This is a genomic window from Stenotrophomonas sp. IS26, from assembly GCF_054188265.1.
In genome coordinates, this window is the sequence record NZ_JBSZJV010000019.1 from 49,093 (window position 1) to 61,134 (window position 12,042).

At 65.9% G+C, this 12,042-nt stretch carries 11 protein-coding genes and 1 pseudogene; 6 read left to right on the forward strand and 6 right to left on the reverse strand.

The genetic code is table 11. The features are described from left to right. Both ACW6W5_RS14855 and ACW6W5_RS14860 read left to right on the forward strand, forming a co-directional pair. On the forward strand, nt 1-2,283 hold the full coding sequence (locus ACW6W5_RS14855; RefSeq protein ID WP_152151321.1) for a TonB-dependent receptor: 2,283 nt from the start codon (nt 1-3) through the stop codon (nt 2,281-2,283). A gap of 17 nt (nt 2,284-2,300) precedes the next feature. Beyond that, a complete protein-coding gene (locus tag ACW6W5_RS14860) occupies nt 2,301-3,212 on the forward strand; it encodes a tyrosine-protein phosphatase (protein WP_152151319.1) in 912 nt (303 codons plus the stop codon). A 42-nt stretch (nt 3,213-3,254) separates the two neighbouring features. Here ACW6W5_RS14860 and ACW6W5_RS14865 read toward each other — a convergent pair whose 3' ends face one another. Together ACW6W5_RS14865 and ACW6W5_RS14870 are read right to left on the reverse strand one after the other, a co-directional pair. Beyond that, nucleotides 3,255-4,094 (reverse strand): S1 family peptidase, encoded by an 840-nt coding sequence (locus tag ACW6W5_RS14865; RefSeq protein WP_152151317.1) that lies wholly within the window; start codon nt 4,092-4,094, stop codon nt 3,255-3,257. A gap of 62 nt (nt 4,095-4,156) precedes the next feature. Then, nucleotides 4,157-4,642 (reverse strand): MarR family winged helix-turn-helix transcriptional regulator, encoded by a 486-nt coding sequence (locus ACW6W5_RS14870; RefSeq protein WP_152151315.1) that lies wholly within the window; start codon nt 4,640-4,642, stop codon nt 4,157-4,159. A 48-nt stretch (nt 4,643-4,690) separates the two neighbouring features. Between ACW6W5_RS14870 and ACW6W5_RS14875 the strand changes: the two genes are divergently transcribed. Next, complete coding sequence (locus tag ACW6W5_RS14875; protein ID WP_152151313.1) at nt 4,691-6,175, forward strand: FAD-dependent oxidoreductase; 1,485 nt, start codon at nt 4,691-4,693, stop codon at nt 6,173-6,175. A 13-nt stretch (nt 6,176-6,188) separates the two neighbouring features. Here the strand turns inward: ACW6W5_RS14875 and ACW6W5_RS14880 are convergent, their stop codons facing one another. From ACW6W5_RS14880 to ACW6W5_RS14890, 3 genes are all read right to left on the reverse strand, one after another. Beyond that, nucleotides 6,189-6,869: a hypothetical protein gene (locus tag ACW6W5_RS14880; protein ID WP_152151311.1), complete on the reverse strand. Its 681-nt coding sequence runs from the start codon at nt 6,867-6,869 to the stop codon at nt 6,189-6,191. Between the two features lie 156 nt (nt 6,870-7,025). After that, complete coding sequence (locus tag ACW6W5_RS14885; protein WP_121037094.1) at nt 7,026-7,295, reverse strand: hypothetical protein; 270 nt, start codon at nt 7,293-7,295, stop codon at nt 7,026-7,028. A 264-nt stretch (nt 7,296-7,559) separates the two neighbouring features. Beyond that, nucleotides 7,560-8,141: a TetR/AcrR family transcriptional regulator gene (locus ACW6W5_RS14890; RefSeq protein WP_152151306.1), complete on the reverse strand. Its 582-nt coding sequence runs from the start codon at nt 8,139-8,141 to the stop codon at nt 7,560-7,562. A 180-nt stretch (nt 8,142-8,321) separates the two neighbouring features. Between ACW6W5_RS14890 and ACW6W5_RS14895 the strand changes: the two genes are divergently transcribed. The 3 genes from ACW6W5_RS14895 to ACW6W5_RS14905 are packed head-to-tail and all read left to right on the forward strand — an operon-like array spanning nt 8,322 to nt 11,265. Next, complete coding sequence (locus tag ACW6W5_RS14895) at nt 8,322-9,419, forward strand: alkene reductase (RefSeq protein ID WP_152151304.1); 1,098 nt, start codon at nt 8,322-8,324, stop codon at nt 9,417-9,419. A 59-nt stretch (nt 9,420-9,478) separates the two neighbouring features. Next, complete coding sequence (locus ACW6W5_RS14900; protein ID WP_152151302.1) at nt 9,479-10,267, forward strand: SDR family NAD(P)-dependent oxidoreductase; 789 nt, start codon at nt 9,479-9,481, stop codon at nt 10,265-10,267. After that, entirely contained in the window at nt 10,264-11,265 is a 1,002-nt protein-coding gene (locus ACW6W5_RS14905; RefSeq protein ID WP_152151300.1) for an NADP-dependent oxidoreductase, read from the forward strand. The genes ACW6W5_RS14900 and ACW6W5_RS14905 overlap by 4 nt, the downstream gene beginning before the upstream one ends. A 35-nt stretch (nt 11,266-11,300) precedes the next feature. Here ACW6W5_RS14905 and ACW6W5_RS14910 read toward each other — a convergent pair. Next, a pseudogene (locus ACW6W5_RS14910) lies at nt 11,301-12,042 on the reverse strand (hypothetical protein); the annotation flags it as partial.

The following is a 12,042-nucleotide window of genomic DNA, read 5'->3' on the forward strand; positions in this document are numbered from 1 at the left end:
ATGCGCCACGCCCCGTTGCACCGTCGCCTGTTAGCCCTTGCCATTGCCACCGCCCTGCCCGGTCTCGCCCTCGCCAACGACGCGGAGACGACCGGCACCGCCGATGCCGCCGCGCGCGATGTGGTCGCACTGGATCAGGTCGTCGTCACTGCCCAGAAGCGTGCGACGAATCTGCAGAACACCCCGATATCGGTCTCCGTGGTGGATGCCGAAGCATTGAAGGATCGCAGCGCGATCTCGCTCGGCAGCTTGTCCGACGGCTCGATCCCCTCACTGCGGGTCACCCCGTTCGCCACACGCAGCTCGGCGCTGAACATCGGCATCCGCGGCATCGGAGCCTCCGGTGATGCCAACCAGCCCGCGCGCGACGCCGGTGTCGGCGTGTATGTCGATGGCGTGTTCATGGGCCGCGCGCAGGGCCTGGGCAGCATGCTGTACGACGTGGAGCGCATCGAGGTGTTGAAGGGGCCGCAGGGTACGCTGTTCGGCCGCAACACCGAAGGCGGCGCGATCAGCATTGTCACCAAACAGCCCACCGGCGAGTTTGGCGGCAGCGTCAGTGCCGGCGTCTCCAACTACAGTGGCTACACCACGGGCCTGCATCTGGACCTGCCGAAGGTGGGCGATGTGAGCTTCAAGATCGACGCCGTGCAGGCCAAACGCGGCGGTACCACCGACAACCCGATGCGCGGCGAGCGCGACTTCAACAGCTACGACAAGCGCGGCGCACGCTTCAGCGCGCTGTGGCAGCCCAGCGATGATTTCTCCGCGCTGTACGCCTTTGACCGCTCCTACGATGCCACCACGCCGTACCACACGCAGTTGTTGGTGCCTGGCGCCTATGTGAGCCCGCTGCAGAAGGCCGGCGCCAGCGAGGATCGACGCGATTCCGCCATCCTTGGTGGCCCGCAGGAAGACAACATCGGCCGTACCAGCGGCCACCTGCTCAACCTCGGCTGGACCCTCAGCGAGAACGTGGAACTGAAGTCGATCAGCTCCTATCGGGAACTGACCCAGGGTCAGTTCGACATGGGGCTGGTCGACGCGATCTCCGCCTACGGTGGTCCGAACACACCCTTCGGCCGCTACAGCCTTGCCCAGGTCTACCAGCACCAGTACAGCCAGGAATTCCAGCTGATCGGCACCACCTCGCAGGTGCAGTTCCTGACCGGTGCCTTCTACTATCACGAAACCGCCGGTGACAACGCGCAGACCCCCAACATGCTGCTGTGGGGCCCGGGCGACAACAGCTATACGCTCAACCCGGCGACCAACCCGTTGAACCTGGGCGACGTGCGCATCGACCGCGGCAGCAAGGCGTGGACGGACAGCCTGGGCATCTTCGGCCAGGCCACCTGGACGCCCGCCTCGCTTGAGCGCCTGCACCTGACGGCCGGTGGCCGCTACACGCGCGATGACAAGAAGGGCAGCCTGTACATCGTCAATGGGGCGGCTAAAGACCTCGCCTTCGACGATGCGTGGGGCCGTTTCGATCCGATGGTGAACATCGCCTACGACGTGGGCGAGAACGCCATGGTGTATGCCAAATACAGCACCGGCTTCAAGGCGGGCGGCGCCAACTCGCGCTCGACAACGTATACCGCCTTCGCGCCCGAAGAAGTGACGGCGTTCGAGCTCGGCGTCAAGTCGCAGTTCTGGGACAACCGCGCGCGCCTGAACCTGGCTCTGTTCGATTCGACGATCGAACACAAGCAGATGGATTTCTCGCTGCCGTTCGATCCCAACAGCGGCGAAACCCGCACCACGATGGTCACCACCAACGCGCTCAGCAACGGCACCTCACGCGGTGCGGAGCTGGAGTTCAACGTGATGCCGGTGGACAACTTCACCGTGGGGTTGAACTACGCCTACACCCGCATCGATGCGCAGCGCGCGGTCGACCCGTTCGGCGCCGGCGTGCAGGTCACGGTGCAGCCATTGCTGGCGCCGAAGAACGCCGGCAGCGTGTCGCTGGACTATCTGGTGCCGTTCGCCAACTTCTCCGCGCTGAAGTTCCACCTGGACGGCAACTGGTCCGATGGGTACTACACCAGCGAGTACGACCAGATGCTCACCGACAGTTCCTTCATCGTGAACGCCCGTGTCGCCCTGATCGACGTCCCCCTCAACAGCACGGGCTCGACCATGGCCGTCTCACTGTGGGCGCGCAACCTGCTCGACGAAGAACACCTGTTCTACAAGCTCAACAACGCCTCACTGGGCCAGAGCGGGATCTTCAATGACCCGCGCACCTATGGCCTGGACGTCACCGTCACCTTCTGATCGCCTTGGAGATCCTGATGCACCTTCGCCGCACCCACCTTGCCCTTGCCGTTGCCCTCAGCCTGCCGATGCTCACTGGCGCCGGCCTCGCACTGGCCCGCTCGCCCGTCACCGATACCGCCGCCGCATCCACCATCGCGCCTAGCACCAACGTGCAGCCGGTTGCCGCCGATGCGCAGCGCGTGATCCCGCTGCAGGGCGCCTGGAACACGCGTACCTTTGCGGGCCTGCAAGGCACCCATGGGCCGATCCCGGCCAGTGCCTTCGTGCGCACCTCCGACCTGGGCCGCCTGACCGCCGCTGACCGCGACGCACTGGCCGCTGCCGGCGTCACGCTGGATATCGACCTGCGTACCGCCGATGAGCAGGCGCAGTCGCCGGACCTGCTGGCCACCGACGCCCGCTTCGCCTACCAGCGCACCTCGCTGATGGGCACCGAGAAGATGGACCTGCAGAAAATGATGACCACCTTCCCCGACTCGCTGGGCGCGGCCTATGTGCAGTGGCTGGATCACAGCCAGCCGCAGTTCAAGCAGGTCTTCCAGCGCATCGCGGCGGAGCGCGACGGCACCGTGCTGTTCCATTGCACCGCCGGCAAGGACCGCACCGGCATCATCGCCGGGCTGCTGCTCGACCTGGCGGGGGTGTCCCGGGCGGACATCGTGCACAACTATGCGATCTCCGCGCATTACCTCGAGGGCCAGCCCAAGGACAGCGCAATGAACGCGCAGATCATGGAACTGATCAAACAGAACCCGCAGATCGGCAGGAAGATGGCCGGCATGGCCGGCACCGCACCGGAGAACATGGCGATGTTCCTGGTGGCTCTGCATCAGCAGTACGGCGGTGCCGAAGGCTACTTGAAGTCCATCGGCGTCAGCGAGGCGGAGATCGATCAGCTGAAGGTGCGGTTGGGTCAGGCGGGCTGATCTGCCCAGCGTGTCGCGTGTCGGCCACGGATGGCCCACACGTTAGATCGAGCCGCCCCCGGCCGCCTGGTGTGGTTCGGCCATGATGCGTTCAATCCAGTCCCGATAGTGGCTCACGCGCACATTGCAGGTGACCTGCCCATAGCGCCCGGGCCGGGCGGTCAGCACATTGCCCTGGACGACCTTCCACGCGCCCTGCCCGGCCAGCAGCCAGTGGCCATCGTGCTCGATGAGCACCGGGCCGCCACTGTCACCGTTGCCCAGCACAGCCTCGAGCGGCAGCGCTTCGGGTGGTGCATCGAAGACATAGCAGAGCCAGCGGTCGTACGCGCTGGTGATCCGGTTGAAGCCGCGGCGAAGCTCGGTGCGGTTGGGGCCGTTGGGAGAATGCCCCGTAGCGCCGGTACCCGTAGCGCCCTTTCCCAGGATCTTCGCGATCTGACCGGCTTCGTCGCTGTCGCCGTAAAGGGCCACCGGCGCCACGTCGGTGACCGGCGCCTTCAACCGGATCAGCGCAACATCATCGCCCGAGGCGAGAAACACCACGATCAGCATCGCCTCGCCGCTGGCCATGGCCTGATCGATCAACGTCTGCGGCAGCGTCCTGTAGCCGGGATGGGTGACCACCTGCTCAACCTCCCGCGCAGTACCGTTGATCATCACCTGCTTGAGATCGGCCTGCATCGGCAGCGTGTGCGCGGCCGTCAGCACCCACTGCGGTGCGATCAACGCGCCGTGGCCCTCGCCGGGCATGTCCACGAGGGCGGGAAACTCGGTGGCGGGAACGCGGTACTGCGCATCATCCACGTCATGACGGATGACGATGGCATGGGCGGTCGAAGACACTGCGAGCAGCATCCCGATCAACAGAAATCCCTTCATTGGTGATGCCTTGTGAGGTTCAGACAGCGGCGTCCAGATGCCCTGCGAGGCGTGGGGTACCGTTACGGCTCGCGCTCACGGGCTTCCAGCGCGCTGGCGAACTTTGCCATCAAACGCACCAGCTCCGATACCTCCTGCGCAGGCCACGAGGCGAAGATCTCCCGGCCGATCCGCTCACGTGCGGCATCCAAGCGGTCCGTCATGTCCTTGCCCTTCGGTGCAATGGTCGCCTCACGGATGCGGCGGTCCTGTGGGTTACCGCGACGCGTGACCAGCTCCATCGCGGCCAGTTTGGCCACCTGACGGCTGATGGTCGTGTAATCCCGGCCCAGGCGATCGGCCAGCTCAACCACCCCGATCGGCCCTACCCGTTCGATCACCACCAACAGGCGGAACAACGCCTGGTCCAGCGTCACGCTCGCGTCCTGGATCAGCCGTTCATCGTTGCGCGGCCGGTTCATCACGCTGGCGAGGCTGACCATCGAGAGGTGGAGCGACCTCAACCCGGCCGAATTATGTGTATCTTGCACCTTCTTTTTCACCGGCATAGCATCCCCTCCAAGTAAGTGCATATTACACATACCTGGAGCGATGCAATGGGCAACACCCCTGACGTAGTGATCTGTGGTGCCGGCGCCGCCGGCCTCACCCTGGCCATTGAACTTGCCCGCCGCAACGTGGCCTTCCGCCTGGTGGAGCAGCGGGATCAGCCGTTCCATGGGTCGCGTGGCAAAGGTATCCAGCCGCGCAGCCAGGAAGTCTTCGAGGACATGGGCATCGTCGATCAGCTGTTCGCGGCCGGCGGCCTCTACCCCGTCTCGCGCTCGCACCATGCGGATGGCACCCACACGGACGCCGCCGTCATCGAGGCCGCGCCGGCCTCCCCGGCCGAACCGTATCGACAGCCGCTGATGGTGCCGCAGTTCCTGACCGAATCCGTGATGCGCGACCGCTTGGCGGAGTTGGGGCACCGGGTCGACTTCGGGCACGGACTGATCGGCGTCGAGCAGGACGACACCGGGGTAAGCGTCCGTCTTGCCACGCCAACGGGCGAGCAGACCGTGCGCACGCGCTACCTGATCGGCACCGACGGCGGGCGCAGCTTCGTGCGCCAGGCACTGGGTATCGGCTTCCCCGGCAAAACGCTGGGCGTGCGCGCGGTGGTGGCCGACATCGTGCTGCAAGGGCTGCCACGCGACGCCTGGCATACGTTCAACCAGGACGACATGGCGCAGCGGATCTCTCTGTGTCCACTCATGGGAACACGCCTGTTCCAACTGCAGGCGCCGGTCCCGCTGGAGGGTGAGGTGGACCTCTCGGCCGACGGCCTCGGTGCCATGGTGCGTGCGCGGACCGGCCGCCATGATCTCACCGTTCTCGACGTGCAATGGGCCTCGGCCTACCAGATGAGTGCCCGGCTGGCAGACCGCTACCGCGACGGCCGTGTCTTCCTGGCAGGCGATGCTGCCCATACGCATCCACCCACCGGCGGCCAGGGCCTGAATACCAGCGTGCAGGATGCCTACAACCTTGGGTGGAAACTGGCTGCAGTGCTGCAGGGTGCACCGGCCGCGCTTCTCGGTACGTACGAACAAGAGCGACGCCCCATTGCGGCCGCCATGCTCGGGCTTGCAACCACGCTGCTTGAGCACGCACGGCGCGGCGACAATCGACGTGGGCGCGAGGTCCAGCAGCTCGACCTCGGGTACGCCGACGCCTCGCTCTCGCTACCTGCTGAGCCCCGACGTGGGCGTATCACGCCGGGGCGCCGCGCCCCCGACGCCCTTTTGCAGGGTGCGGGTGGGCAGCCAGTACGCCTGTTCGAGGTATTTCGAGGGACCCATTGGACGTTGCTGGGTTACCAAACCGGCCGCGCCGCCGCTCGTGCGCGGAAGGGTCTGCGCATCCATGTCATCGGCCAGGGCGGGGATCTGCGTGATGCGGCCGGACACTTCGCCGATGCCTACGGTCTGGCGCCGGGTGAGTGGCTGCTGATCCGGCCGGATGGCTACGTGGCTGCTGTCGCTGTTGAGGGACACATCAACGTGCTCGAAGCACACTTCGAACGGCATGCACCGTGATGCGATGCGCCCCTCACTTGCCGGCTGGGCCAGCCCGGGTTCCCTCGTCGCCCTGCGTCGCCGCACGGCTCTTCGCGAACTCCGGGAAGGTCTCCGCTATCGACGCTTTGTCCGGCAGGACGTAGAACACCCCGCCCCGCTGGAATGTCGTCTGGATGACCTGCTCGTAGAACCCCGGCGACACATTGATGCAGCCATGGGTTACCCGGTTGTCGTCTGGCGAGGGCGATGCCAGACGTTCCACGCGCCTTTCGGCCGGGACGCCCATCGCCGTCGGGTGGATGGAGACGGCGGACTCATAATCCACCCACAGCACGCGACCGGCATCGATCGACGGGCCGTAGCCGCCTACGAAGCGACCTGCCGGCGTCGTACGGTCCCGACCCGGAATCTCGCGAAGCGCAAGACCGGCAATACCGGGGGCCGTGTGGTCACCGGTGGCCGAGCCGAACAGCCCGGACGCGGCGCCGCGAAGCCGGCCCTCGCCATCGAAGACCAGCACCTGGGCAGCGGCCTTGTCCATGATTGCGAATGGATAGCCTTGGCTGTCCTTGGTGGCAACCACCCAGCCCGCGAGTTCGATCACGGTGTTGGATACTTCCTGGCCTGGCGGGAGTTCATCGACAGCGGCTGTCGGCTGCGCAGCCGCATCCTCGGCGTTTGCCACGCCGATGCTTGCCAGCGCCAGCGCCATGGTCAGTGCGCCGCGAAGGGCCAGGACTACGGGGTAAGAGTGCGTACGGATGGGACACTTCCTTGCAATGACGATTGCACGATCATCGACAACGGGTGGCCTGCGTAGGACACCCGTTGTCGATTCAAACGTTGCTCACACACGGCGCACGAGCGATCAACCGCGTGGCTTGCGGCGGGGTGCCTGTTCGAGCTGCTGCACACGGCCTTCGATCTGATCCAGACGCTGGTTGGCCTGCTGCGCGGATTGATTGGCCGATTCGGCGCTCTGGGCCGCGCCCTGCACCTTCGTGTCGAGCTGATCAAGGCGTGAGTTGATCGTGGCGAACTCGTCCTTGTACGTGGCGCAGGAACTGAGGCCTACGGTAGCGATGATTGCCACAGCCAGCGTACGCGCCGTCGTCATTTGTTTTGTGGTCAGAAACATTGCAGTGCCTCCTTCGTCTGGGGTGTTCGGACTATAGCGGCCTTTTCGCCAGCGCCATGACCGGCATTCAGTTGAAGCTGGGAGACGTAGAGGCAGTGTGATGACGGGTCGCCACCGGCGTGGTAGAGGGCGCAGCTTCCGACGACGACATCTTCATGGATCACCACATACTCGGCGAGCATGCCCGGCAGCGGGCCACCGAGCGAGTGGCAAGACACGCATTGCGCGCCACCTGCTGCGCATTGCGGATCAGGCCAGCACGCGTCAGCCGTTGGGCACACCACCCAGCCGCACCAGCACGTCTTCCCGGCACGCATCCAGGATCTCGTCCGCCAGCGGCGAGTCGTCCGGGCAGGACCTGGACAACACCATCGCGCCGACAGCCTGGGCCATCAAGGCGATGCGCCGCGCACGCGCCTGTTCGGACGTGGGGCCGTCGGCCTGCCCGTTCGGGTAGGGAGAGACGGCCAACTGCGCCTCGATACCTGCCGCGAAGGCCGCCTTGACCGGATCCGGCTGACGCGACGCGTCGGTGCACAGCGCTGACATGGTGCAGCCCTGGGCTGGCGCGTCACGATGCTGCCGGGACAGGTAGTAGCGCATGAAACTCGCCAGGTCCATGTCGGCCGCGGCATCGGCCGATTTCGCCAGGCCGCAGCTTGCCGCCTCCGCCATCAGGTCGGCCTTGGAGCCGAAGTGCTTGTAGAAGCCGCCATGGGTAAAGCCGGCGGCCGCCATGAGGTCTGCCACGCCCACGCCGTCGTAGCCCCGCTCCCTGAAAACCGTGGAGGCGGTGTCGACGATGTGCGCCCGGTTGGCCTGGGCCTGTGCCTTGGTGACCTTCATGACGGGTTGTCTCTTGATGCTTTGCCGCGATAGACCCGCACTTTACCATGGATAGATGACCATCATCATCAAACCATTGACACCTAAGATTATGGTCATCATCATTGCGGTACTTCCAGGCGACGCCACTGCCGGCCCGCCCGCGCCCCCCCCCTCAACGACCACGACCCCGCACCCGCCATGACGACCTCGACACTGTTCCAGCCCTACCCGCTTGGCCCGCTGACCCTGGCCAACCGCATCGTGATGGCACCGCTGACGCGCAACCGCGCCGGGGCCGGTCTGGTGCCCGGTCCGTTCGCCGCCACCTACTACGCCCAACGCGCCTCGGCCGGGCTGATCATCACCGAGGCCACCCAGATCTCGGCGCAGGCCCAGGGCTACCAGGACACGCCGGGGCTGTACACGCAGGATCAGATCGACGGCTGGCGCAAGGTCACCGACGCCGTGCACGCGCGCGGCGGACGCATCTTCGTGCAGCTGTGGCACGTGGGCCGCATCTCGCACGTGGATCTGCAGCCCGGCAACGCCGCGCCGGTATCCGCCTCGGCCATCCGGGCGCAGACCAAGACCTTCGTCCACAACGGCTTTGTCGATGTGTCCGAGCCGCGTGCCTTGGAGATCGACGAACTGCCGGCCATCGTCAACGACTTCCGCCGGGCCGCCGCCAATGCGATCGCCGCCGGCTTCGACGGTGTCGAAATCCACGGCGCCAACGGCTACCTGCTTGAGCAGTTCATCAAGGACGGCGCCAACCAGCGCACCGACGCCTACGGCGGTTCGATCGAAAACCGTGCGCGCCTCCTGCTGGAGGTCACTGCAGCCGTGGCAGCCGAGATCGGTGCCGATCGCACCGGCGTGCGCCTCTCGCCGGTCTCGCCGGCCAACGCCATCGCGACCATCAGCGATCCGCAGCCGCAGTACGACTACATCGTCGATCAGCTCAGCGCGCTGGGCGTCGTCTACCTGCATGTGGTCGAAGGCGCGACGGGTGGCCCGCGCGATGTCGCCCCGTTCGACTTCGACAGCCTGCGCCGCCGTTTCACCGGCACCTACCTGGCCAACAACGGCTATGACCTGGAGCTGGCCAACGCGCATCTGGCCGGTGGCAAGGCCGACCTGTTCGCCTTTGGCCGTGCCTTCATCAGCAATCCGGATCTGGTCGAACGCCTGGAGACCGGCGCGCCCTTGAACGCCCTGAACCCGGCCACGTTGTATGGCGGCGGCGCGGAGGGCTACACCGACTACCCCGCCCTGACCGACACGCTCGCGCAGTAACTCCCTCGCCAGAGCCGCGCCGCATCCCCGTTCCCCCATTACATGTCAAGAGACACACCATGAGCCTGCTTCCTGCTGTCCTCATCACCGGCGCCTCCAGCGGCATCGGCACCGTTTACGCCGAACGTTTCGCGCGCCGCGGCCACGATCTGGTGCTGGTCGCGCGCGACACGGCGCGGCTGGACACACTGGCCGCGCGCCTGCGCCACGATACCGGCGTTGCCATCGATGTACTTCCGGCCGACCTCACCCAGCGCGCCGACCTGGCCGCCGTTGAAACCCGCCTGCGCGACGACACCCGCATCGGCATCCTGATCAACAACGCGGGCATCGCCCAATCCGGTGGCTTCACCGAGCAGTCGGCCGACAGCATCGAACAACTGATCACGCTGAACACCCTCGCCCTGACCCGCCTTGCCGCTGCCGTTGCACCACGGCTGGCCAGCGCCGGCGAAGGCGCGATCATCAACATCGGCTCGGTGGTCGGCCTGGCGCCGGAGTTCGGCATGTCCGTCTACGGTGCGACCAAAGCCTTCGTGCTGTTCCTGTCGCAGGGGCTCAGCCTGGAGCTGACGCCCAAGGGCGTCTATGTGCAGGCCGTGCTGCCCGCGGCGACGCGCACCGAGATCTGGGAGCGGGCCGGTATCGACATCAACACGTTGCCGGAGGTGATGGATGTCGGCGAGCTGGTCGATGCCGCCCTGGTCGGCTTTGATCGCCGCGAGACCGTCACCATTCCACCGCTGCATGTGGCCGAACGCTGGGACACGCTGGACGCATCGCGTCAGGGCCTGCTCTCGGACATCCGGCAGGCGCAGGCGGCGGAACGGTACCGCAACCGCCCATGAAAGCCTTCCTCATCGACCGTTATGGCACAAAGGAGACCGGCCGCATCGGCGACGCCCCACAGCCTGCGCTGCGCGATGACGATGTTCTCATCCGCGTGCACGCGGCCAGCGTCAATGCCTTGGACGCCAAGATCCGCACCGGGGAGTTCAAGCTGATCCTGCCTTATCGCCTGCCGCTGATTCTTGGCAACGATATGGCCGGCACAGTCGTAAGTGTCGGCGCCGGGGTGCAGCATTTCAAACCCGGCGATGAGGTGTATGCCCGTCCCGACGATGATCGCATCGGCACGTTCGCCGAGTTCATTGCGGTCAATGCTGCCTCGGTGGCGCTCAAACCCGGCAACCTCACCATGGTGGAGGCCGCCTCGCTGCCCCTGGTCGCGCTGACCGCATGGCAGGCGCTGGTCGAAACCGCCCAGCTCAAACCCGGGCAGAAGGTCTTCATCCAGGCCGGCTCCGGCGGCGTCGGGACGGTGGCGATCCAGCTGGCCAAACATCTGGGCGCCTTCGTGGCCACCACCACCAGTACCGCCAACGTCGCGTGGGTGAAGGATCTCGGCGCAGACGTCGTCATCGATTACAAACAGCAGGATTTCGCGACGGAACTGCGTGACTACGATGTGGTGCTCAACAGCCTCGGCAAGGATGAGCTGACCCGCTCGCTGCAGATCCTCAAGCCGGGCGGGCATCTCATTTCCATCTCGGGGCCACCCACGCCCGCGTTTGCCAGTGCGCGTGGCGTGGCCTGGCCGCTCAAGCAGGTCATGCGCCTGCTCAGCCATGGCATCCGCAGCCAGGCCGAGCGGAAGGGCGTGACGTACACCTTCGTGTTCATGCGGGCCAGTGGGCAGCAGTTGGGCGAAATAAGCTCGCTGGTGGAGGCTGGTGCGATCCGTCCGGTCATCGACAGGGTCTTTCCGTTCCAGGAGACCCAGAGCGCCTTGGCCCATGTCGAGAGTGGCCGGGCCAAGGGCAAGGTGGTGGTGGAGATGCGGTAGGTTGCGACCAGGTCTCTCATCTCTGCCGAGCCTCACTACCGGTGGTCATCGCCGCCCTGCACATTCGTCAAACGCCAGCCCTCTGATTCCTTTTCGAGGCGCCAGCCCGCGTTGAGAACAAGGGTCCAGCCCGGCCCTGTCCAGTTGGAGGCACTACCGGTAACCTCACCGCCACTCAGCGTGACAAGTGTCCAGTCTTTTGACATCAGCGCACCCGATTCCGCCGTGAGCTCACCCCACTGGTCACGTACCGTGAGCGGTGTGTACACCGTGCCCACCTCGTCCAGCGGAAAGAGCGCGCGCGGATCGAACGACGCGGACGGTTTACTCAGTGGAAGCCGGACCGCGTCCCCACCGAGGTACCGCTTTCGATACCCGGCACTGCGCTGCTCACGGATCCTGGCGCGCTCGTGTTCTTGGGCACGCACCTCGTCCACCCCATAACGGCGACCGACACCGTCCGCCCCGGTTGCGCTGAGCGGCGTGCCCAGCTGTTCGGCCAGCAGTGCCGGCAGGTCAGACGCGGGCGACAGCCCGCTGCGCCAGTGCGGCGACCACCGATCCAGCAACATCCCGTACGCCGGCCCGGTCACGTACGCCGCCGATCGGACAAAGCTCGGTGAGGCATCTGCTGCAGCCAGAGACTTGACCAACGCCGTCACCATGTTCCCCCCATTGGCAGCAGCCGCAACCCGACGGCCTGTGTATTCGGCAAGGCCCTCATTACGCTCAACCCTCGCCTCTTCGTCCAGCACCCGGGTGCCCGACGCCGAGCCC

Bases quoted from the DNA above. Each gene is read 5' to 3' on its own strand.
- ACW6W5_RS14895 (WP_152151304.1), top strand. From the start codon at position 8,322: ATGACGACCTCGACACTGTTCCAGCCCTACCCGCTTGGCCCGCTGACC.
- ACW6W5_RS14860 (WP_152151319.1), top strand. From the start codon at position 2,301: ATGCACCTTCGCCGCACCCACCTTGCCCTTGCCGTTGCCCTCAGCCTG.
- ACW6W5_RS14885 (WP_121037094.1), bottom strand. From the start codon at position 7,295: ATGTTTCTGACCACAAAACAAATGACGACGGCGCGTACGCTGGCTGTG.
- ACW6W5_RS14880 (WP_152151311.1), bottom strand. From the start codon at position 6,869: ATGGCGCTGGCGCTGGCAAGCATCGGCGTGGCAAACGCCGAGGATGCG.
- ACW6W5_RS14905 (WP_152151300.1), top strand. From the start codon at position 10,264: ATGAAAGCCTTCCTCATCGACCGTTATGGCACAAAGGAGACCGGCCGC.
- ACW6W5_RS14875 (WP_152151313.1), top strand. From the start codon at position 4,691: ATGGGCAACACCCCTGACGTAGTGATCTGTGGTGCCGGCGCCGCCGGC.
- ACW6W5_RS14865 (WP_152151317.1), bottom strand. From the start codon at position 4,094: ATGAAGGGATTTCTGTTGATCGGGATGCTGCTCGCAGTGTCTTCGACC.
- ACW6W5_RS14855 (WP_152151321.1), top strand. From the start codon at position 1: ATGCGCCACGCCCCGTTGCACCGTCGCCTGTTAGCCCTTGCCATTGCC.
- ACW6W5_RS14890 (WP_152151306.1), bottom strand. From the start codon at position 8,141: ATGAAGGTCACCAAGGCACAGGCCCAGGCCAACCGGGCGCACATCGTC.
- ACW6W5_RS14900 (WP_152151302.1), top strand. From the start codon at position 9,479: ATGAGCCTGCTTCCTGCTGTCCTCATCACCGGCGCCTCCAGCGGCATC.
- ACW6W5_RS14870 (WP_152151315.1), bottom strand. From the start codon at position 4,642: ATGCCGGTGAAAAAGAAGGTGCAAGATACACATAATTCGGCCGGGTTG.